The sequence below is a fragment of the Paenibacillus sp. FSL M7-0656 genome (assembly GCF_038003225.1).
GTDB classification, from domain to species: Bacteria; Bacillota; Bacilli; order Paenibacillales; family Paenibacillaceae; genus Paenibacillus; species Paenibacillus amylolyticus.
Window position 1 is genome coordinate 2,315,077 of the sequence record NZ_JBBOOT010000001.1, and the last position, 21,055, is coordinate 2,336,131.

The 21,055-nt window shown below is 47.4% G+C and carries 24 protein-coding genes; 2 read left to right on the top strand and 22 right to left on the bottom strand.

From position 1 onward, the window contains the following. Positions 1-5: 5 nt before the first annotated feature. The 7 genes from MHI01_RS09980 to MHI01_RS10010 form a co-directional block, all read right to left on the bottom strand. Positions 6-2,879: a 2-oxoglutarate dehydrogenase E1 component gene (locus MHI01_RS09980; RefSeq protein WP_047842236.1), complete on the bottom strand. Its 2,874-nt coding sequence runs from the start codon at positions 2,877-2,879 to the stop codon at positions 6-8. Positions 2,880-3,513: 634 nt separating this feature from the next. Further along, positions 3,514-3,948 (bottom strand): NUDIX domain-containing protein, encoded by a 435-nt coding sequence (locus MHI01_RS09985; RefSeq protein ID WP_315372966.1) that lies wholly within the window; start codon positions 3,946-3,948, stop codon positions 3,514-3,516. Beyond that, entirely contained in the window at positions 3,949-4,446 is a 498-nt protein-coding gene (locus MHI01_RS09990) for a GNAT family N-acetyltransferase (protein ID WP_036610208.1), read from the bottom strand. It lies immediately after the preceding gene. A 118-nt stretch (positions 4,447-4,564) separates the two neighbouring features. Next, complete coding sequence (locus MHI01_RS09995) at positions 4,565-4,987, bottom strand: GNAT family N-acetyltransferase (protein ID WP_340983016.1); 423 nt, start codon at positions 4,985-4,987, stop codon at positions 4,565-4,567. Between the two features lie 102 nt (positions 4,988-5,089). After that, complete coding sequence (locus MHI01_RS10000) at positions 5,090-5,455, bottom strand: YybH family protein (RefSeq protein ID WP_339188673.1); 366 nt, start codon at positions 5,453-5,455, stop codon at positions 5,090-5,092. A 27-nt stretch (positions 5,456-5,482) separates the two neighbouring features. Then, positions 5,483-5,992: an 8-oxo-dGTP diphosphatase gene (locus MHI01_RS10005; protein WP_339188676.1), complete on the bottom strand. Its 510-nt coding sequence runs from the start codon at positions 5,990-5,992 to the stop codon at positions 5,483-5,485. A gap of 238 nt (positions 5,993-6,230) precedes the next feature. Beyond that, a complete protein-coding gene (locus MHI01_RS10010) occupies positions 6,231-7,019 on the bottom strand; it encodes a DUF3891 family protein (RefSeq protein WP_253506943.1) in 789 nt (262 codons plus the stop codon). 195 nt (positions 7,020-7,214) lie between these two features. Here MHI01_RS10010 and coaA point away from each other — a divergent pair, with 195 nt between their 5' ends. Together coaA and MHI01_RS10020 are read left to right on the top strand one after the other, a co-directional pair. Beyond that, entirely contained in the window at positions 7,215-8,144 is a 930-nt protein-coding gene (gene coaA / locus MHI01_RS10015) for a type I pantothenate kinase (protein ID WP_036610217.1), read from the top strand. A 64-nt stretch (positions 8,145-8,208) separates the two neighbouring features. Then, positions 8,209-8,571 (top strand): DUF423 domain-containing protein, encoded by a 363-nt coding sequence (locus MHI01_RS10020; RefSeq protein WP_253506940.1) that lies wholly within the window; start codon positions 8,209-8,211, stop codon positions 8,569-8,571. 68 nt (positions 8,572-8,639) lie between these two features. Here the strand turns inward: MHI01_RS10020 and MHI01_RS10025 are convergent, their stop codons facing one another. From MHI01_RS10025 to MHI01_RS10095, 15 genes are all read right to left on the bottom strand, one after another. Next, positions 8,640-9,191 (bottom strand): histidine phosphatase family protein, encoded by a 552-nt coding sequence (locus MHI01_RS10025; RefSeq protein WP_253506937.1) that lies wholly within the window; start codon positions 9,189-9,191, stop codon positions 8,640-8,642. 24 nt (positions 9,192-9,215) lie between these two features. Further along, on the bottom strand, positions 9,216-10,034 hold the full coding sequence (murI, locus tag MHI01_RS10030; RefSeq protein WP_445744922.1) for a glutamate racemase: 819 nt from the start codon (positions 10,032-10,034) through the stop codon (positions 9,216-9,218). A 210-nt stretch (positions 10,035-10,244) separates the two neighbouring features. Further along, positions 10,245-10,631 carry a hypothetical protein gene (locus MHI01_RS10035; protein ID WP_340983017.1) on the bottom strand — a complete coding sequence of 129 codons (387 nt, stop codon included), beginning with the start codon at positions 10,629-10,631 and terminating at the stop codon, positions 10,245-10,247. Between the two features lie 67 nt (positions 10,632-10,698). Next, a complete protein-coding gene (locus tag MHI01_RS10040; RefSeq protein WP_340983018.1) occupies positions 10,699-10,917 on the bottom strand; it encodes a hypothetical protein in 219 nt (72 codons plus the stop codon). After that, entirely contained in the window at positions 10,917-11,585 is a 669-nt protein-coding gene (locus MHI01_RS10045; RefSeq protein WP_340983019.1) for a GNAT family N-acetyltransferase, read from the bottom strand. The genes MHI01_RS10040 and MHI01_RS10045 overlap by 1 nt, the downstream gene beginning before the upstream one ends. Before the next feature lie 50 nt (positions 11,586-11,635). Then, positions 11,636-12,007: a hypothetical protein gene (locus tag MHI01_RS10050; protein WP_397387023.1), complete on the bottom strand. Its 372-nt coding sequence runs from the start codon at positions 12,005-12,007 to the stop codon at positions 11,636-11,638. A 98-nt stretch (positions 12,008-12,105) separates the two neighbouring features. Continuing rightward, entirely contained in the window at positions 12,106-12,981 is an 876-nt protein-coding gene (locus MHI01_RS10055; RefSeq protein WP_340983020.1) for a serine/threonine-protein kinase, read from the bottom strand. Beyond that, a complete protein-coding gene (locus MHI01_RS10060) occupies positions 12,978-13,556 on the bottom strand; it encodes a GNAT family N-acetyltransferase (RefSeq protein ID WP_340983021.1) in 579 nt (192 codons plus the stop codon). Before MHI01_RS10060 ends, MHI01_RS10055 begins: the two co-directional genes overlap by 4 nt. Then, complete coding sequence (locus tag MHI01_RS10065; RefSeq protein ID WP_340983022.1) at positions 13,553-14,134, bottom strand: DJ-1/PfpI family protein; 582 nt, start codon at positions 14,132-14,134, stop codon at positions 13,553-13,555. Before MHI01_RS10065 ends, MHI01_RS10060 begins: the two co-directional genes overlap by 4 nt. 214 nt (positions 14,135-14,348) lie before the next feature. Continuing rightward, complete coding sequence (locus MHI01_RS10070; RefSeq protein ID WP_340983023.1) at positions 14,349-15,269, bottom strand: SDR family oxidoreductase; 921 nt, start codon at positions 15,267-15,269, stop codon at positions 14,349-14,351. A gap of 69 nt (positions 15,270-15,338) precedes the next feature. Next, entirely contained in the window at positions 15,339-16,667 is a 1,329-nt protein-coding gene (locus MHI01_RS10075) for a F390 synthetase-related protein (RefSeq protein ID WP_340983024.1), read from the bottom strand. Beyond that, positions 16,664-17,524: an MBL fold metallo-hydrolase gene (locus MHI01_RS10080; RefSeq protein WP_340983025.1), complete on the bottom strand. Its 861-nt coding sequence runs from the start codon at positions 17,522-17,524 to the stop codon at positions 16,664-16,666. The genes MHI01_RS10075 and MHI01_RS10080 overlap by 4 nt, the downstream gene beginning before the upstream one ends. Then, positions 17,518-18,513, bottom strand: a complete 996-nt coding sequence (locus tag MHI01_RS10085) for an NAD-dependent epimerase/dehydratase family protein (protein ID WP_340983026.1) — start codon at positions 18,511-18,513, stop codon at positions 17,518-17,520. Before MHI01_RS10085 ends, MHI01_RS10080 begins: the two co-directional genes overlap by 7 nt. Beyond that, a complete protein-coding gene (locus tag MHI01_RS10090) occupies positions 18,510-19,802 on the bottom strand; it encodes an ATP-grasp domain-containing protein (protein WP_340983027.1) in 1,293 nt (430 codons plus the stop codon). The genes MHI01_RS10085 and MHI01_RS10090 overlap by 4 nt, the downstream gene beginning before the upstream one ends. Next, positions 19,792-20,793, bottom strand: a complete 1,002-nt coding sequence (locus tag MHI01_RS10095; protein ID WP_047842224.1) for a beta-ketoacyl-ACP synthase III — start codon at positions 20,791-20,793, stop codon at positions 19,792-19,794. Before MHI01_RS10095 ends, MHI01_RS10090 begins: the two co-directional genes overlap by 11 nt. Positions 20,794-21,055: the final 262 nt, after the last annotated feature.

The following is a 21,055-nucleotide window of genomic DNA, read 5'->3' on the forward strand; positions in this document are numbered from 1 at the left end:
AGCTGTTACCTCCCCAGTGGAATATTATTCTTCGTCGTCTGTTTCAACGCAGATGTAATAATCTGTTGCTGTTCCATACTATGCACAAGCTGATAACCGCTGGAAGGACTTGCGTGTTCCGGGCGACCTTCGTATCTAACGGTTGTGCCTTCCGGGGCAACTTCACGAAGACGAGGCTCCATGTATGTCCAGGCACCCATGTTTTTGTTTTCTTCCTGTACCCATACCAGTTCTTTTACATTGCTGAAACGTGCGAGTATGCGTTTAATCTCTTCTGCCGGGAACGGATATAGCTGTTCCACTCGAATGATGTGAAGCCATGACCAATCAGCTTTATCTTTTTCAAAAGCATCTTCCAAGTCAATGGCAATCTTGCCACTGCACAAAATAATGCGCTCTACGCGATCCGGCTGTGTACCCAGTCCGGCTTGCTCCAGCACAAGCTCAAACTTGCCTTCACTGAATTCGACTGCCGGTGAAGCAACACGCGGATTCCGAATGAGACTTTTCGGTGACATCATCACAAGTGGACGAGCATCTTCCGTTTCAGTCAAGGAAGCTTGACGACGCAACAAGTGGAAGTACTGAGAAGCACTCGACAAGTTGGCAACCGTCATGTTGTCTTCTGCACAAAGCTGCAGGAAGCGTTCAAGACGAGCACTTGTATGCTCAGGTCCCTGACCCTCATTCGCATGTGGAAGCAACATGACCAGACTGGATTTCTGAGACCACTTGGCACGACCCGCTGATACAAACTGATCAAAGATAACCTGTGCACAGTTGGCAAAGTCACCGAATTGAGCTTCCCAGATGACCAGTGTATCGGGTGAATATACGTTATATCCGTATTCGAATCCAACAACGGATTCTTCAGACAACGGACTGTTATAGATTGCAAAGGATGCTCTTGCCTGTGGCAAGTGATGTAATGGGCAGAACTTTGCTCCATTCTCCGAATCATGCAACACCAGATTCCGATGAGCGAATGTAGCACGCTCGGCATCCTGTCCACTAATCCGAATTGGCTTGCCATCTGCCAGAATGGTTGCAAATGCGAGTGTCTCCGCAAGGCTCCAATCCACTTTTTCCCCTTCGTTCAGGGAAGTGCTCCGGCGTTGCAAAATTCGCTGTAACTTCGGATACACATTGAAGTTCTCAGGCCATTTCAGCAGATCGGCATTAATGCTGCGAAGATTCTCCAGCGGTACCGCAGTCGGAGTAATCGTAACAGCCTCCGGCTCACTGATTTTCCGCTGATAATATTCATGCACTTCATTTTTCTTCATCTGGTCATAAGCTTCTTTTAATTTGTTCGTTACTCCATCGCGAATGCTCGTAATGGATGCATCATCGATAATCGATTCCTCTTTCAACTGATCCTGATACAAGTGGCTTACCGTTGGATGGTTTTTCACCTTGTCATAAACGATAGGTTGAGTTGTTTCGGGATCATCGGTTTCGTTATGGCCGTAGCGACGATAACCGATCAAGTCGATCAGGAAATCCTTTTTGAAGCGATTGCGATACTCGGCTGCCATACGAATGGCTGCAATACAAGCATCCGGATTGTCCGCATTCACGTGTACAATCGGAATTTCGTACCCTTTAGCAAGGTCACTTGCGTAGTACGTTGAACGGGAATCACTGCTATCTGTAGTGAAACCCAGACGATTGTTGACGATAATATGGATGGTTCCGCCATTCTGATATCCTGGCAGAGCTTTGAAGTTAAGCGTCTCTGCAACGATCCCTTCTCCAGGGAATGCTGCATCACCGTGCATCAAAATGGTAGCTGCCTTCGTCACGTCTTGCTTCGGATATCCAGGGTCACGACGGTCATCCTGAGCCGCACGAGCAAACCCTTGTACAACCGGATTAACGTATTCCAGATGGCTCGGGTTATTCGCCAGAGTAAGGCGTGCCTGCACAGTTTCCCCGTCTTTCACAAAACGGTTGGCACCCATATGATATTTGACATCCCCCGTCCAACCGTAGTTGATCCCAGTCGAACCTTCCGATGGAACCAAATCTTTGTTCGGAGCATGATGAAATTCAGAGAAAATCTTGCTGTACGGTTTGCCCAAAACATGAGCCAGTACATTTAACCGTCCACGGTGGGCCATACCCATCAGAATGTGGCTTGATCCGGCTTCTGCCATGATGCGAACAGCTTCATCCAGCATCGGCACAAGCACATCGTTACCTTCGATGGAGAAACGTTTCTGCCCAACAAATGTTTTGTGAAGATAATCTTCAAATTGCTCGACTTCAACCAAACGTTCCAGCAAAGCCTTACGTTCTTTCGGCGTAAGTGGAGCCGGTGATGTCCGAGATTCCGCACGACGATTCAGCCACTCACGCTCTTGAACTTCGTGCACATGACTGAATTCGTATGCCATGGGTCCAGTGTATATCTGACGCAAACGTTGGATTGCATCCCATCCGGTTGCTGTCTGCCCATCTGCACCTTCCCAGATCAGGGAAGCAGGCAAAGCTTTCAGATCTTCTTCGTTTAATTCAAAATGCTGAGGTTCCAGCAAAGATGTGTCTGTATCTTCACTGATTCCAAGCGGATCTATATCTGCAGCAAGATGACCATAGGTGCGGATGTTCCATACCAGTTTACCCGCTGTAACCGCTTTCTGTAATAGTTGAATGTCTACGCTTCCGGAAGCCGATTGGGCGTTGCCGGAATTCAAGGTTGTGCGTGCATCCCTGCCAGACATCGGCGGTGCACCCCATTGTTCAAATAGTTCACGATAAGCCGGTGTAACCGAACCAGGGTCTTGAGTGAATAATTCATATTGTTCCTGTACGTATCCCATATTGGGGCCATAGTAACTTTCCCAGGGCTTCTTGTTGCCTTCCACGATCGTCATCGACGTTCCCTCCGTCTTGATTTAGTCATAAGTTTTTGACGGAAATCATTGACTAAGCCGTAATTTGCGTTCGTTCAACATTTTAAGCGAAATTTTTCATGAAGTCCAATAATCGTGCTGTTGGTGGTAGTAACGTTAGTCCGACGCTCCCGTCAAGGTTTGTCTGCGTTTTCAAAATCAAAGTAAAACAATGATTGTATATACCGTCGCACAGATGTCGAATACTGTCCTGATCCGTTCGAAGGTTACACTTTCTCCACTTCTTCAAGTGAAGTCCATGTTCTACTATCTATTCTATAAACTTTTACGCTCAGGAGCATTTCCTATTTTTAGTTCAATTGATGCATAAATTAGATGAATCGAATAAATCGATCAATTTGGGTAGAACAACGAACGCTTAATTACAACAAAATAGGCATACGATCTCCCATTTTACCTCCTTAATTGAATTGTGGTCCATTATGTGCAAAAACAAACCGTCAAGTTAAACATTAACCATTTGACGTCACATTCAACAAATAATTGGGGTTTTCTTCAGGAGACCCACAGCAAAAAGCTGGCCCAGACATAAATTATCCGAGTAGCTTCTTTGGATTCATCAAATTTAAGTTAACAATAAAGTTGAGGATGCACATCAAGATGTACTTTTGCTAATCATATACTCTGCAAACGGCGTTAGGGAAAGATCTCTAACTTGCTCCCGTGTAAACCAGTCCGCGCCCAACGAATCTTCACCATCGGGTTCTTTTTTGATATGATCCGGCTGACTGGCTGCGGTCAAAACAACATCATACAACATCCCAATATGGTGCAACTCTTCCGGCTTACCTTGATACACCCATTCCAGTACCGTAGACTCCGCAGAACGAATCATCACTTGTAGATGGGCCAGGCCCGTCTCCTCTTCAATCTCACGATGAAGAGCAGTCTCTGGCTGCTCGCCAAATTCCAGCCTTCCGCCTGGTAAATCCCATTGCCCCTGATATGCTCCGCGAGCCTTATGAATCAACAGGAATTGGCCCTCCCAAGCTACCAAGCCATATACCCCAATATGTGTATGCCGATTCACTTAAGGACTCTTCCTTTCGTTTTCATCCTCTGTAACAGCATCCAGATCTATGGCCATACGGATCATATCCACACAGCGGATACCATCCTCTATAATCTCTTCCTCATAATGCCTCACAAAGAAGTCACGATCAACCCCGATAATGCGGAAACCACAACGTTGGTATAACTTCAATTGATGAAAGCTGGAGTTGCCCGTCCCAATCTCGAGAATTCGGCATCCCAATCTACGTGCAGCTTCCATCGCTTCCTTAATCATGTGTTTGCCTACACCTTGTCCCTGCAGTTCTTCCTGTACGGCAATATTAACAATCTCCGCAGTCTCTGGACGAGTCTTCAACAATACGAACTCCCCAACCATCTCTCCTTCATACTCGGCAATAAAACAAACACCCCGACTCAGGTATTCATCCACAATTGCTTTTGAAGGATCAGCCATCAACAAAAGTTCGTAGGGTCTCTCTTCTTCCCAGTCCAAAATCCGGAACGACAATTTCATGCCAATCTCCACCTTTTCATCGTACAATATTCATTTACGTTCTGTTTGCAGAAGCCTATGTATGGCAAATCTACAAATATATCATTCTTCATTTCAACAAACTAGTTTACTCAATCTATTAATCACACACTGCTCCTGATTGATTTTGATAATGTCGAATGATCATTCCAGATGCATTGGTCATGCCCTGTTTCTCATAAAATGCCTGAAGCTCTGGGTCACACAAGAGATCGATCATATAAAGATTACGAAGACGTTCGAACATACGCTGAACAAGAGCCGTACCTATTCCACGCCCCTTATACTCTGGCACTACTTCCAGTAAGGGGATATACGCACTGAGAACACCATCAGAGATTGCTTGTACGAATCCAACCACATTTCCGGTATCTTCATCAACAGCCAGTTCAATAGCATAGGATTGTTCCAGCAGCTTCAGAAATGTTGGCGTAGACGGCGGGTTTGGCCAACCATCAAAGAAATTCCCACCTAGTTGTTCAAGAGCTATACTTTCTAACGTATCACGAAATACGATACCCACAGACTAGTCATCTCCTATAAAAATAGTAAACTTCATTATATCATAATATTTGGATATAAATATATAGATATGGATGATACATTATGAGGCATTATTTTTATCCTAACCCAAGCTTAAATGCTCATGGATTAATTTCCATTCCCCATCAAGCGTAGCAACAAACACATTCGTTGCCCGACCCTTGCCATAAGCCAGCTCTCCCTGATAAATTCCCTTCCAGTGGTAGGTATAAATACAAACGGCCTGCTCTTTGCTAGTCGTAATCCACTTAACATCTTCAGCACGATACACTTCTTCCTTGACTGTCTCCCAAGCGTTCTCAAAATACGCCCGAATTTCGTTAGGGGTAGTACAAGACGTTCCCGTAAACCAATATACGGCTTGTGGCGATAACCATTTACTGACTTCATCAAACTGATGTGTATTTGTCGCCGCAATGTATCCTTGCAGGGCATGCTGGTATCCCATGATTTTTCCTCCTTCTGACGGTTTAACTTATCGGGTCCCACTCTGTTCAAGTACGGAATCGCTATACACCATAAATGTTTCTTGCAACGTACGTCCGGATGACTTCTCCCAGATCACACTCCGCTCAAAAGTGCCTTTTTGGAAAAAACGCGGGAAACGTTCAGCGAACCAATCCTGCATAGGCAGCTCAAAAACCCGCTTCATCGGCACCCATAACAGCTCGCCTTCGGGCGGATCTTGCAATAACCGACCCTCGAATGAAGTCGCCAAATAGTTAAATACCATGTACCGCAATCCTTGTTCGGGATCACAGAACTCATCAAGCCCTTTATACGTAATCTCATTAACTATTAGCCCCGTCTCCTCCAAAACCTCCCGCATGGCACCATCCACGATACTCTCCGGAAAGTCTACCTTCCCCCCAGGAGCAATGTATCCCGGAAATCCTTTGCTGTCCGGCCGATTCATTAACAACACCTGATCATTCATTTTGTCCCATACCATACACATCGTTAATATTTCTATCCTAGTATCCATATTCGTCCTCCTGCTAACATGCGCTTCTCTGCTGTACACTAACATTTCTGGGAATAACCTGTGTTATCCTTCTTTATTCCCACTCTGATTCATTCGTATTTTCACCGGTCTCACAGTATAGTCTATGATGATATATATGCATACGAAAGGCGGACGCCCTGTACACCTGTACATCAGAAGCCCGCCTGTTTTGTTATATTCTATGCTGCTATTTCCTCAATCCTGGAGTTTCCAGTTCTCAGTTCAATTCCGTAATCAACACCCGGCGTTCCTTCCATTCAGCCCGGCGATAAGCCTGTTGCATACCAAATTTGCGGATACTTGCCTTTGGTACCGATTTATATGGTAAAACGATCGTAAAGTCCTCATCAAACGGGAAAAAAGACAGCCCTACTTTTTCATTGGATAACCACTCTGCTTGAATCGGTTGTCTGGAACAGGCATCAAACGTACAACTGAGCCCTTCTGCAAAAAAATCATAACGCGCAGCAGGTGTTCCAGGTTCCTCCATGCAGAGAAACAGACTGAGCTGATCACAGAAAAGCATAATCTCCACATCACTTTGCAGCCTCTGTTTCAGGGCTTCAGCATCACCACCAAGCTGTTTCTCCCAATCCAGCTGACGTTCGTGTTCTTGTTGCAGATAATCTCGGATGTCATCATCATCCTGAGCATTGGCCCCCAGATTTTTCTGAAATAGCTCCGTGTACATCAAGCTACACAATAATCCGGCGTAGAGGTTTTTCTGACGAACTTCTTCAATCCCTTTATGGTAGAATACAAAACGCGGACGCAATGGAAAGTCACGAAACGAATACGGCGATTGACTGTAATCATTCCAGAACGGAGACGAATCCAGTTCAATCCAGCCACGGTCATGTTCCTTGGCCGCTAGAATCAATTCATCCCGATGCGCAGCATCGGCTAATAATTCATTTTTCCAGTGGGAAGCCATCTCTCCGGCTACTAATCCATGCTCATGCTGTGCGGTCAAAACAAAATCATGCTCTCTCTCATATACGATCATGTGCTGTCACCCTTCCGCATGGTATACGTTGACTTTAACATAAATTGGGTTAAACTTTCCTAGTAAGTTGTTTTTCGCTCCATTTTGACGAAAGGCATTATGAAAGGCACAATGTAAAGGTGTTGTCAGTTTCCTGAAATTTGATACACTAAAGGTTGTGTCCACAATTATATTACATACAGAAAGCGGGATCTCATGAATTTATACTCTCCTTACATCGAGTTTAACCGCAAGGAATGGGCTGAACTTAAAGAACATCAGACCACTCTTCCACTGACGGAAGCCGAATTAGAACAGTTAAAGGGATTGAATGAAGAGGTATCGATTCAAGAAGTCGAAGATATATATTTGCCTCTTACCCACTTTATTGACCTATATGCAAGAGTTTCACGAGAGCTGAATCAACTGACGGCCTCCTTTATGAAAAAAGAAGCCCTCCCCACTCCCTACATCATTGGAATCGGGGGGAGTGTTGCCGTGGGCAAAAGTACAGCGGCCCGCTTACTACAGGCACTGCTCGCCAGAGGTAAGAATAGCCCGAAGGTTGACCTTGTCACAACCGACGGTTTCTTATATCCCAATGCGGTGCTGCAAGAGAAGGGCATCATGAACCGCAAGGGATTCCCGGAAAGTTATGATATCAAATCCCTGATTCAGTTCATGGGTGATGTGAAATCTGGCAAACCCGAAGTGAAAGCACCCGTCTACTCTCACCTCGCCTACGATGTCATTCAAGGAGAAGAGAAGCAGATCTGTCAACCGGATATTCTCATTATTGAAGGTATCAATGTACTTCAGATCAAAAAGGAAACGCCTTTGCTGGTTAGTGATTTCTTCGATTTTTCCATCTACATTGATGCGGAAGAAGAGCATATACGACACTGGTACGTTGAGCGTTTCAAGCTACTCCGCAATACAGCGTTCCAGAACACAGATTCCTTTTTCCATCAACGATTCGCCAATATCGATGAAGAAGAAACCGTGCGTACGGCCAACCAGATCTGGCAAGATATCAATGCCAAAAACCTGCATGAAAACATTTTGCCAACCAAAGGACGTGCCAGACTGATTCTGAAAAAGGAAGCCGATCACTCCATTGGGCAGATTCAATTGCGCAAACTGTAGACAACACTCGTGCAGTACACTTTGATGTTATATCTAATTACCCTTAAAAGGAGAGAAAAACACATTGCAAACCCTGATTATACTCGGCAGTATTATGATGTTCCTGGCTGTTGCATTGGGTGCTTTTGGCGCACACGCGCTCAAGCGCAAACTATCCGCTGACATGATTAAAATCTATGAAACCGGTGTTCAATATCACCTCATCCACGGACTTGGCATCATCCTGATCGGACTGCTGGCAGACCGTCTTGAATCCTCTTCACTCGTCATGCTTGCCGGATGGCTGATGTTCGCCGGGATCATCCTGTTCTCTGGCAGCCTGTACCTTTTAAGTGTAACGGGTATTCGCAAATTGGGAGCCATTACCCCACTTGGTGGAGTCGCATTTTTGGCTGGATGGGTTATGATCATGATTGCTGCATTGTAATATGCCCCGTGGATAAACGAAAAGAGTGTTCTGGCTGATATAATATCGCTGGAGCACTCTTTTGCTGTTTAATCTGTCCAGATTCTTCGAATGGTGGACAGCCCTGCATCCGGTCGTTGTCTCTCCAGCACATACACATCCGGGTTAGACAGTCTGGTCCACTCTTCATAACCAAAGGATGGTTCATACTCACGAATAAGTAGTGATAATAAGTTTCCATGTGTAACCACGGCCCCGTGCTGTTCCGGTCTGCTCCACAACTCTTCCAGTAGTGCCAGCCCCCTTGCAGCCGCGTTTCTCGAAGATTCCCCGCCTTCTTCCATCCAATCCACATCATCGTATGTACGTTTCAGTACATCCATCCAGTTAGGCAGATCAAGAGAGCTAAGTACCCTCTCCTGGAGACGTTCATCCGTATGTATATGTTGCAGCGTTGCTATGCCCAGTGGCATAGCCGTCTGAACAGCCCTTTTCCATGGACTGGAGACAATATACGTTATGGAATGATGAGCCAAGATATCCGCAAGTTTTTCAGCCTGCCTGATCCCTTCATCTGTAAGCTCTGCATGAGGTTCCTGCCCTGTGGCCTTGGCGTGACGGATAAGATAAATCGACTGCATAGCTATCACCTCCTATGGTGTAACTTACTTGGAGTTCATCTCAAGATATTGAAGTGCACTGTACATCTTCTCCTGCTCTTCCGGTCGGCCTGATGAACTGAGGAAAGTGACTTGTTTCCCTGTTCTGTCTCCATGTTGAGCCACCAGTCCAAGCCGCTGCTTCAGATGGTTCACTGTACCTGTACTGCCATCAATAATCTGTATATGATCGGGCAGAACCGTGCGCAGAATGGACGTATAGAATGGATAATGCGTGCAACCAAGCACCACTGTGCCATACCCATGAAGATCGAGATCAGCCAGCTTGAACCGGAAATAATCAGCGATTTTGCCTGGATCAAAATCCAGCTGTTCACACCACTCCACAAGTTCCGGCAGCGCAATGGAATCCACACTGTGGTGATCATCAACACGTGATACCAGTTCGTTATACTTGGTTTGGCTCAAGGTGAGGGCCGTGGCAAATACAAGCACTCTCTTCCCACTATCACGATTCATCTCCACGGCTGGTTTCACTGCAGGCTCCATGCCAATGATCGGGATATCATACTTGGCGCGCAGATCCTTCACAGCCAGACTTGTTGCTGTATTACAAGCAATCACGATAGCTTGAACATCCTCCTGAACGATGGCTTCCACACAATCAAAAATATGTCCTCTAACCTCATCCGCAGACTTGGTTCCATACGGGACATGCAAGGTATCCGCATAATACAGAAATTTTTCTTCAGGAAACTGTTGTAATGCCTGATGCAAAACGGTTAAACCACCGATGCCTGAATCAAAAAAAGCAATTTTTTTAGTCAAGGATTTCACCTCTATAATGTATTCTTCGGGTTCCAAGAACCTCTCAATGCTGCTCATGCTGACTGGAGGTGAGGTTTGTACTTCCGGCTCATCACACACTACAGTGCTTGACGGCTTGCGGGAACCATTCCGGTTACGGATCGTTCTTCTGATCGGAGACAAAGGCGAACGCTATCGCTTCTTCAGAATCGATTCCGCCCCCTCCATTACTTCCGCTAAGTCAGGTACTATAGAGAAGATAAACCATTATTCTACGTTCATTTTATACTGCTTGAGCCAGTCCTTGCCACTATGCCACGCCTCTACAGGGTTAAGCTCTCCAAGCAGTTCAGTACTTGCCCGAGCCATGATCCATTCCTTAAGACCATTATCCGGACTGGATTCGAGCTGCTGTAGCAGCAGATGCAATCCTTCCTCACCCGTATTCAAGATGTCGTCGTATGCCTCCCGGTTACCAGCAATATAATCATTCGGATTGCTACTGGTCAGGAGGACAGGGTCGCTAACCATCTGCTGCAGGTTGCTTTCAATCGATGCTGATAATGCTTGGTCTTCTGTCCGAATCGAACATGCTGCTACCGTCAATGCTGTGCATACGGATAACAAACCCAGAATCAGTCTTCTCCGATTCACTGTACCACTCCTTTCAACAACGAGTTAACGCAACAGATTCGACTTTCATGCTCAAGCCCTCGGCCAACTACAGAACAAGTTCCCATTGTTCTTCGGTAAGCCCCTGACCTGACAACATCTGCTTGCGGACTTCCTTCACTTCAAAGCCCACAGATTGATATAATCTACGCGCGCCATGGGTGATAAATTCAGCAAAGCTATGATCATAATTATACTCGTTTCCATAAATTCGGATATGCGCTTCAATGACATACTTCAGATCCTTTTGTACGAAAGTGCGAATCATCAGACATCACAGTCCTTCCTCAAATCCACAGTTGTGATACTGAAATCCACACCGAACTGAATTAATCCGAGTTTACGGGCAACTTGCTGTGAAGCAAGATTATCCCAAGATGTACTGTAGATTGGCATGCGTCCACGCTCCTTGACATAATACTGCCAGCACTTTACTGTCTCCGCTGCATATCCATGTCCTCTATAACCGGGTGCCGTATACAAACTAGCTTCCGCTCCATGATTGGAGAGCCTCGCGGAGCAACACACTGCTACAGCAGAATCCCCAATAACATAAGCGGCAACAGGGCTTTTTTCATACAAGTAGTCTGTTAATTCAGGGAAATGCTCTGCCAGCAAATAACGCTGCTCCTGACCAATCAACTGAACCTTCTGATTCCACTCGTGAGATGACTCAGGAAAAACATAGGCGGGTCCCATCCACACACGGTTAACTGGCTCAAAGGTTTCCACCTTTAGAATCAGTTTCGGAATATCCAACGGAAGCTCGCAATCCTTCCCCAACTCATCCATTAGATCCGGCGGTAACTGCTCATGATAATAGATCAGTGAACCAGCAGAAGTCATGCCGATAAAAATGGCTGGAGCCTGCCCACCACCCGGCTCGTTGATGCTTAATAGACGCTGCTGCTCGTTGATCGTATATAAAGTACTCACCTGTATTTTCAACATTCCCATAGACGACAGGTTGGATTTTGGAACCATAACTATGAAGTTAACCTTTGCAATAATCGTTCGCCTACACTGCCTTTACCAGCTTCCTGCTGCTCCAGAAATTCGGATAATTGACGTAATTCTGCAGGACGATATCCAGCCCCGCACCCGCAATTATGATAGGTATAACCATGACGGTACAGCATCATTACTTTGGTCCATTGTTTGGTATCATTTTGCTTGGGCGCCTGGAAATCGTGTCCCATGCTAACCATAGATGTGGCACATTGCGGGCATTTATATTCAAGTTGTGCCACCACCTCAGGGCTCAGGTCATGTCTGGAAACTTGTTTAAATGATTTGCGACAAATGAAACATGCATAGATGTCTTTATATGGTCCTGACAAGGCATATCTGCACATCATCTGCACCCCCCTTAATAATTTCCATTATACGGGATTTCACACACATATACGAATGGATTTTGCACATTTGCGAAAATTCCACCACTCACTCATTGACCTTAAATCGCAGCTTGTTTCCAGGCCTCACCAAGTTCCGCAATCGATGCGTACCGCTCGGACCGATCATCGCTCACTGCACGTATCACAACCTGATACAATGCTTCTCCGGCATCCCATCTGTCATAGGAACGATCTTTCTCCCCACCAAGCAACCCAAACGCCATTGCCCCCATGTTGAATACATTGGTAACCGCATCTATGGGTGCACCCAACTCAAATTCCTCAGGGGACATAAAGCGGGAAGATCCCCACATGCGACCCATGGTATTGGTAAAAGAGCCCTTCCGATACAAGTCGATATCACAAATTTTCATAAAGTTTCTGTCAAAATCATAGATCAGACTGCCATCGTACAAATCAACAGCCACATAACCTCTTCGTTCCACCTCGATATGAAAATTCAGAATCTGCTCCATCGCCTGAATACGTGTCTTCACCGAAAGCTGTCTGAACCGATAATAGGGCGAACGCGGATCTTCATATTTGGCCGGAGGCGGAAAATACCAATGGGAATGCAGACACTCCCCATCCACCCAGTCGAATACACAGGCATACCCCTCATCCGTTGCAAAATGATCCGTTAGTCGAATCAACGTGTCATGCGCCAAATCTTCGTAAACGGAAACAGATGATTTCAGATGACGAATGGCTTCCGGGGGACTTCCCGTATGATTCGCATGAATTGTATGTGCTCCCGCATATTTAACGAACAATCGCTTTCCATCCTTTTGCACAATACCAAAAGAGAGATTCCCTGAATCCTGCTGATCGAATACGCGAAAGACCGTACCCAAGGGCTGTAACCAGTCGAAAGAATGAGACTCTTTTAAGACAAAGGAAACACCGTCGATCTCAAGTTCAACTTGATCTGTCATCGGACTCCTCCTGTGCTGGTATCTTCATTCAATGTTGAATGCTCCGTGTAAAAGTAATTCATATGCGCCTCATCATATCCCTGACCGTTGACTTCCAATGCGTTACGCTCGATGCCGAAAACTTCAAATCCATATCGCTCGTATAAACGTCGGGCTGATTCATTCGTTGTCACTACACTCAGATTAATCTGCTTGATGCCTTCCAGATGTCTTCCACGATCCAGCACCTCGCGGAGCAAGAGCGAAGCCAGCCCACTTCCCCGATATGGCGGAGCAACATAGACGCCCCAGATCATGCCTTTGTGCCTGAGCTTTAGGCCATATTCTCTTTTGAAACCCATCATTCCCGCCAAGGTTCCTTCTTCTGTGTATGCTCCCAGAATATAATCATCCGGTTCATTATGTATGCGCTCCTGCACTTCACTCATGGGGAGTTGAATGGACAACTCGAACGAAGCCCCGAAGGCTTCAGGATGTGTTTTCAGTGCTTCCAGTCGCAAAGGCCAGTATATGTCTGCTTCATCCCGCTGAATATTGCGAATGATATAAGTCTCTTGCTTGAGATCTGCATTCATTCTTCGACCACTCCCTGCATCTCATAAGGATAATCGATCTGAAGTTTTACATTCGCTGCCGCTTCCTGTCCTGCAAGCAACCCAACAACATAAATCCCAAGGTCAATGGACGTGGCCACACCACCGGCAGTAATTACATTTCCATCTTTTACAATCCGCTTCTGAATCACCTCGGTGACATACGGCTCAAGCAAATTATATGCACGGGGATGTGTTGTTGCTTTTTTGCCGGATAAAAAACCAGCCGCACCCAGCAGCAGAGAGCCTGTGCACACCGAAACCTTCAAAGGCACAGACTCAGCCTGTTTCAGCCAACCTACAAAGGCCTCGTCATATCGAAGCTTGCGCGTTCCCATGCCTCCGGGGATAAACACGAGATCATATTCTGATAGGTCAGGCTTCACTCGATCCACCTTCAACTTTAGACCAGACTCATCCGTGACCTGATCTGTCATCGCACAGGTTTCCCACGTCGTTCCTTTGGTAGGTTCAAAGAAATTCAACCGATTGATCACATCATAAAACCCTGCAAAATCAAGGAAAGTCAGTCCATCAAACAAAACGAATGCCATTTTCATTGGTAACCTCCGCGTTTTAATTTGGAGCATCCTGATTATGTTTCTGATTCCGATCCCGTTCCATTGCTTCCTTCACCCGGTCACGCGCTGGCAGCTTGCTATTGATATGAAAGAGCAGACCCACAATCGCAAGAAGTAAAATAATGACGATGAATTCGAATATGGCTAATCTCTCCTTTTCGGAAATTACGCAATCGTGACTCGTACCTTATCTCTATTTTAAACCACGGGCGATGATCCACTCCAGCCACTTCCATGGTAGCAGTGCTTTACCTATGATGAGCACACGCGAACCTTTTCCCAAAGCATATCGAAGTCTTGGTGCACGCATCCGTGCTATTCGGCCAATCAGATCAGCTACCTCCTGTGGATCAGGTGCCGTCTCGCTCGCATGTTTGGAATAACGAAGAACCGCGTCCAACTTATGCTTATACGGAGAGTCCTCGCTCCGGTGAATCTCACCCAAACCTTTATTCCAGATCGGTGTGCGATAAGAACCAGGCTCAACTAATACCACCCGAACACCAAACGAAGACATCTCATGCCGCAAACTTTCCGTGAATCCTTCCACAGCAAATTTGGAGGCAGCATATGGCGCATACCCTGGAAAACCGGACAACCCACTGACGCTGGACAAATTTATAATTAACCCCTGCTTCTGTTCACGCATCACAGGCAGGACCGCACGTGTCACAGCGATTAATCCAAATAGATTCGTTTCCATCTGGCGCCGCCAATCCTCCATTGACACTTCCTCAATGAACCCGCCCACCGCAAATCCTGCATTGTTCACCAGCATGTCGATTCGGCCATTATTATGAAGTACGGACCGCACAGCTTTCTGCACGGATTCAGCATCGGTCACGTCCAGTTGCACATATTGCAAACGTTCAGCTAACCCCGCCTGTTCAGCCAGTTTCACCAATTCTTCTCTTCGTCTCAGATCACGCATTGTAGCAACAACAAGGTATCCCTGCTTGGCAAGGGTGATCGCGGTAAGCATACCAAAACCACTGGAGGTACCCGTAATTAAGGCCACCGGAGCGTTAGTTCCTTCCTTCGTCTTTTTCACTACATCAGAACCTGCATTAATCCGTCCCTGTCCGGCTTCTGTTAAGTTTTCCTCTACTGTCACGGTGTGTCCTTCTTTCCTCGGTAAATTACTTACTTCCCGTTCCTACCTATACCGCACGGCCCCTGCTGCTTAATCCGCCACTCCATTATGCCGTCTCTCCACCCTGCGCAGCTTCGTAAGTCCCGGTTCAAACGTATACGGTACAAATCTGATCTCAGGTAAGGTGCATTCAAGCCGCTCTCCCAGCTTCATCAGTTCCAGCAGTACATTGGTCTCAACCTGAGCCATCACTGCGTTCCCGCCAAGTCGAAGGGATACCTCCATTGTTCCGTCCCCTTGCTGCACCACACGATAATGTTCAATATCCGGCGAAGCCGCAATGACCGAACGGGTAACGAAATCCGGAAAGACCGGTACCGCCTCACCCGTATGCATGTTTGAAAAATAAAGCGTGTCATCACAGCGGCCTTCAATCCGCTCAATGGCAGTAAACGGGGAACCACAGGCACATGGCAGCGCCGCCTCGGTCAGAATATCATTCAACCGATATCGGATGATCGGCTGTGATGTTCTGGAGAAGTCCGTAATAATGGGCACGAACCGTCGGGTGGCGGGATCAATGAACTCTTTTTCAATATGCACGATATCTTCATTCAAATGCAATGTGCCATAACGACAGGTTGCACCCAGGAACCCTTCTGTGCACTGATAGACTTGATGAACGGTCTGTCCGAAGATCTTCTCCAACACCTTGCGATCCAGGGGGTCCAGCACCTCGGCAACAGAGATGATTTTATCCGGTACAGCAGTCAGATATCCTGCCACATACGCATCCGCCAACAGACGCAGCATGGATGGAGGAGCCACCCACACGGTAGGTTGGTAGGTTTCCAGCCGCTTAACCAAGGTCTCCACACGTTCCAGCAGATCAAAGTACTGAAACTGCAATTTGCCACGTTGCACCGATTCATACAGATTACTGTTGGCCCGCAGGAAAAACGCAATCTTTGCAGGTTTCCACAGTCCACCAGGCAGCAACTTGGCCAGCACCGTACCCGTCCACGCATCCTGCTCCCGATCACTCACCAGAAATATCCCCCGGTTCCCTGACGTGCCCGAAGACAGTCCAACCGTCACGCCTTGAATGGAAGGTTTGAAATCACGTGTTTCTTCACTTTCACCTGCAAGAGCCAGAGCTTTGTCCTTGGTAATACCCACCGTGTTCAGTGTATCAAAATGTTCCATCATGGTTGATTTGTCAATCAACGGAAAGCTTCTCCAGTCGGTTGCGTCCACGCCACCCCACCACTTCCGGTAAAACGGAGATCGGGCACGGATCTGATGAACATGCCGAATAATCCGGCGCTCTTGCCAGCGCTCAAGTTGTTCTCGTGTTTTCCATGTTCGCAGCCCACGTGCGAGTGCATAATGAACCACAATACGAAAGGTATTACTCATCGTTTCAGCCCTCCTGCACCCCAAGCGTCCAGTACATCTCGACAATGACTCGGCACAATCCGAATGTGGGGAAATTGCTGATGCAGCTGAACCAGCTTGTCAAAGTTACGATGGTATTCCTGTCGATTCGACATAATGATTCCAGCAAGAATATTCGGTCTGCGCTGTTCACGAAAAGCCCGACTCGACCATACCGCGTCCGCACAGAGAAAATAGTCATGTTCTTCTGTGCGCAACAGGAGTCCCATCATGCCTTCCGCATGACCGGATACATCCACCCCAAGCAGACTGCCATCACCAAAGATGTCGTAGACCTCATCAAAAGGGAAAGCTTCCCCCGCTCTTATCCATCGCTCAGGCTCACACGTAACTGGCAATGATCTGACTATAAAATCCTCGGGCAACAGCCCCGCAAGAAAACCTGCTTTTACAGCCGCAATCGGACCAAGTGAGCGCACAGCATCATAGGCCCTTGGCAGATAAATGAAGTGTGCCTCTGGGAAATCTCGTACACCCGCGATATGATCGCCGTGAAAATGCGAGAGGATGATATACCGAATATCCGAAGCTTTCAGTCCAATTCGAGCCAAAAAATGAACGGCACTATCCTCTTCACGATAGACCACTGGTGTAATATGACGATACATTGCATTAGGCAAATGAGCCGTTTCCTCAAAAAAGCGGGAACTATATCCCGTATCCAACAGGATCGGTCCATGTACGGGATGAATGATGCAGGCAAATCCTGCCGGGAAATGTACTGGACTCAATCGACCACCACGCAGCGTCAGAAACTCTGGATGTGTACAGTAACCCGCCGCACCCAAATATAGTTTCACCGGAGTTGTTGTCAGCATGATTCAGCCCTCCACCAGTCTGCAAATTGTTGCAATCCCTCTTCAATGGACACCCGAGGGATGTATCCCAATTGCTCCCGTGCATCCGTAATATCCAACGTCTGTGGGATGGATAAGGAGCCGACTGTATACCGTGTTAATGCAGGTTCACCCAACGCAGGAATATAGCCATGAACTCGCTCCAGCAACGCTGCCACACCATATGCCATCCGATAAGGAATGTTTCGACGACGCAAGGGCATATCCAGCATGCCAAACAGGCTGCTCACCAACTCACTGAACGCTCTCGGATCGCCATTGGAGATATTGTAAGCTCTTCCGAGTGCTTCGGCATCAACATCACGGCATAACAACAAGGCGTCCACCACATTATCCACACAGGTCAGATCGATTAACGCCTGTCCACCACCGATCATGGGCACGCCTGATTTTGCATTTGCTGCGACAATTCTGGGAAATAACGTCTGATCATACGGACCAAAAATGGCTCGCGGTCGAATCATGATCGATGGAAGTCCCTTCGCATGCCCCTCCATTACAACCTGCTCAGCGAGAAGCTTCGTGGCTGCATAATGATTGGCTGGTTTGGATGGCAACGGATCATTCTCAAGTACGTTATATCGCGGATTGTAGTTAAAATATATACTCGGAGTTGAGACATGTATGAATCGCTGTACTTCATTATGCAGGCATACATCTACAAGATTCTGCGTCCCTTCCACATTGCTGCTATAAAAGTCACGATATCGGCCCCATGGCGAGGATAGAGCTGCACAGTGAAAGACCATATCCTGCCCCGCACACGCTTCGTTTACTGTTGCCTGATCCCGTATATCTCCACTCAAGAATCGGATTCCTGCCAACTCAAGTTCTGCACCAATCTTTGGCTGTCGGCCCATGCCAGTGACTTCCCATCCCTCTTTAGCAAGTCGCATCGCGAGATGCCTGCCCAGACATCCCGTAGCTCCTGTAACCAATGCTCTATTCATTGTTGTTCACCGTTCCATTCTATGTCATGAGTCAAAGCTTCAGTCAGCGAGCACTTCTGTGATCTTGCCAGACGCCATGCAGCTAGCACCACTCCGAATTGTTCAAATACAGGCTGGATATCCTGCCCTACATAGACCACATCCCTGGTTCCACGCCACGCAGCTATCCATGCACGGAGTTTCCCTTTGCCAAAGATCTGCTGTACTCCGCTTCCCAGCATGGGGAGCATGAGCATGGCTTTGCTGCCCCGTGCGGGCGTGATCATTTTTCTTTCTTTTACCAACGTCTCCGGTTCAGTTAGTGCACGCACCAAGTCATCTCCGGGGTGAAACAGATGAATCCCACTCGTTGCTCTCGGATTACACTCAATCGCGTACACTCGCCTGTCCTGACCTTCTATAAAATCAAACCCAATCTGTCCGCTAAACCCCGTTGCCTCAACAAATTGTCTCACCCACGCAAGGGCACCCTCATGTCCCACATGTTCAAAAAAAACACTGGCTCCCACGCTTCCTGTACGATAGCGACTGTCGTATGTGGCATGTGCAACCAGTTGCCCTTCATGCGCTATGCTGTATGTACATAACATCTGACCAGGAATGTAGGCCTGTGCAACCCAAGGTGAAATAGATGATAGTGCTACCTCGTCCGGAGGGTCGTTACGGAAATGTCGACGTTTCTTTTCGCTTACGTTTCCTTCCTGATCCGTCCCTGCCCTAGCCTCATCGTTCATGAGTGTTGGCATGCGAACTTTGGCTGCAAAGCGGGAATACACCGGTTTCCATACCCAATCTCCTACTTTTCCCAGAACAGACTGAGCTTCCATCCATTCCTGCCGACTGTGGATCAGGTGTGTATCCGGAACCGAAAGACCGAGTGACCTTGCAAGCTGGATAAATTCATATTTATGATGCAACTCATGCAGCTGCTCCAAGGTTGTAACCAGAACACGGCAATATACACGCAGTCTGTCTGCCCCTTGAGCAACATAAAAGACTTCTTCACACATCGGAATCAACAGGTCGATCTGCCAATCCTGTGCCAACCGTTCCAGCTCTGCCAGATACGCACGTGTGTTATGACGCGGCGATGGGACCACAGCGCACTGTTCCACTGCACTGGATGATCTGGTCAGATGCCGTAAGGCACTCTCCGCAACATAGACCCGATGGCCTGCCCGATGAAGCATGCGTGCCAGATCGAGTGTTACGGGAGCCCTTCCGCCTGTAAGAAGCACACGGAGAGAAGCAACTGTACGATGTCTGGTTTCCCCAGATCTAGTAGTCAAAAATGAGTCCTCCCAATGATAATCCGGCAGCCGTGCCAATCATCAACACCCGATCACCACGCTGAATACGCTGTTGTCTAATCGCTTCATGCAGACCCATCGGGATCGATGCCGCAATCGTATTGCCGTGATTTCGTGTGATGTCCATAAACCGATCTTCAGCAATGCCAAGCTTCTTGCGAATCAGTCTCATCGCCATGGCACTTCCCTGATGGGGAATGACCAATTGGAAATCCTCCATTCGATTCCCGGTCGCCTGAAGCATATCACCAATGAATCCAGGCAAAAGTCTGGAAGCCATGCGGAAGATCGCCTGTCCATCCATATGAAAAAGGTAGGGTTCAGGCTGATCCGCCTTATAATTCGAAGCATGCAGCCGTGTACCTCCACCTGCAATCTCCGAGAAGCGAGCACCTCGGCTGTAGGTTTGAAGGGAAGCATGTACAATCTGAGAGGATGACCCTTCAGGCGAACGCTCAATAATAACAGCGGCCGCTCCATCTCCGAACAGGGCCGCACTTTCTTTATCCGACCAATTCAGTCCGGCTGAGGCAATCTCAGTGGCTACGAGCAGTACTCGCTGGTAACGTCCAGCATCTACCATATAGGAAATCACATCCAGTCCGTTCAGGAAACTTAGGCAGGTTGCATCCATATCAAAGGCAGGTACGCCCGAATCTTGCTGCCCCATGGCCTGCTGGATAAATACCGCCGTACTTGGCAACGGTTGTTCCTTCGTGCCACTGGTACACACCAGACAGTCGATATCACTGAATTGTAATCCTGCATCCGCCAGTGCAGCTTCCGCAGCCCGTGCGCCCATGAAAGAGGAGGTTTCTTCACCCGAAGCATAATGACGTACACCTACGCCTGTAGCTTTGCTAACCCAGCCCGCAGGCACGTCCAAGCGGCGATCCAGTTCCTCATCGGTGACTTCCTGTTCAGGCAGGTACTTCCCTGTTCCCGCGATCCTTACTCTTCTAAGTTGCATTTCCCCAACCTCTTTCTGTTCATCTGACTGATATATAAGTTCGTATTCAAAAAGACCGGTTTTCAGTACCGAGAAGATGGGATGAAGCTAGAAATGGAGTAGCGGAGCGTAGGAAAACTACGTGAGCAACGGACATTTCGGCTGAATTCCATATTCGATGCTGATGATGCCGATAGGCATCCTTCGTAATCAAAAGCGGACTTTTTGAAAAACCTCTATAAGTTCAGCTAATTAGTATTTACACAGACACTGCGATGACAGA

Bases quoted from the DNA above. Each gene is read 5' to 3' on its own strand.
- MHI01_RS10075 (WP_340983024.1), bottom strand. From the start codon at position 16,667: ATGAGTAATACCTTTCGTATTGTGGTTCATTATGCACTCGCACGTGGG.
- MHI01_RS10050 (WP_397387023.1), bottom strand. From the start codon at position 12,007: ATGATGTGCAGATATGCCTTGTCAGGACCATATAAAGACATCTATGCA.
- MHI01_RS10000 (WP_339188673.1), bottom strand. From the start codon at position 5,455: ATGGGATACCAGCATGCCCTGCAAGGATACATTGCGGCGACAAATACA.
- coaA (WP_036610217.1), top strand. From the start codon at position 7,215: ATGAATTTATACTCTCCTTACATCGAGTTTAACCGCAAGGAATGGGCT.
- MHI01_RS09990 (WP_036610208.1), bottom strand. From the start codon at position 4,446: ATGAAATTGTCGTTCCGGATTTTGGACTGGGAAGAAGAGAGACCCTAC.
- MHI01_RS10010 (WP_253506943.1), bottom strand. From the start codon at position 7,019: ATGATCGTATATGAGAGAGAGCATGATTTTGTTTTGACCGCACAGCAT.
- MHI01_RS10005 (WP_339188676.1), bottom strand. From the start codon at position 5,992: ATGGATACTAGGATAGAAATATTAACGATGTGTATGGTATGGGACAAA.
- MHI01_RS10060 (WP_340983021.1), bottom strand. From the start codon at position 13,556: ATGAATGCAGATCTCAAGCAAGAGACTTATATCATTCGCAATATTCAG.
- MHI01_RS10065 (WP_340983022.1), bottom strand. From the start codon at position 14,134: ATGAAAATGGCATTCGTTTTGTTTGATGGACTGACTTTCCTTGATTTT.
- MHI01_RS09980 (WP_047842236.1), bottom strand. From the start codon at position 2,879: ATGACGATCGTGGAAGGCAACAAGAAGCCCTGGGAAAGTTACTATGGC.
- MHI01_RS10040 (WP_340983018.1), bottom strand. From the start codon at position 10,917: ATGATTCGCACTTTCGTACAAAAGGATCTGAAGTATGTCATTGAAGCG.
- MHI01_RS10095 (WP_047842224.1), bottom strand. From the start codon at position 20,793: ATGCAACTTAGAAGAGTAAGGATCGCGGGAACAGGGAAGTACCTGCCT.
- MHI01_RS10080 (WP_340983025.1), bottom strand. From the start codon at position 17,524: ATGCTGACAACAACTCCGGTGAAACTATATTTGGGTGCGGCGGGTTAC.
- MHI01_RS10085 (WP_340983026.1), bottom strand. From the start codon at position 18,513: ATGAATAGAGCATTGGTTACAGGAGCTACGGGATGTCTGGGCAGGCAT.
- MHI01_RS10055 (WP_340983020.1), bottom strand. From the start codon at position 12,981: ATGACAGATCAAGTTGAACTTGAGATCGACGGTGTTTCCTTTGTCTTA.
- MHI01_RS10025 (WP_253506937.1), bottom strand. From the start codon at position 9,191: ATGCAGTCGATTTATCTTATCCGTCACGCCAAGGCCACAGGGCAGGAA.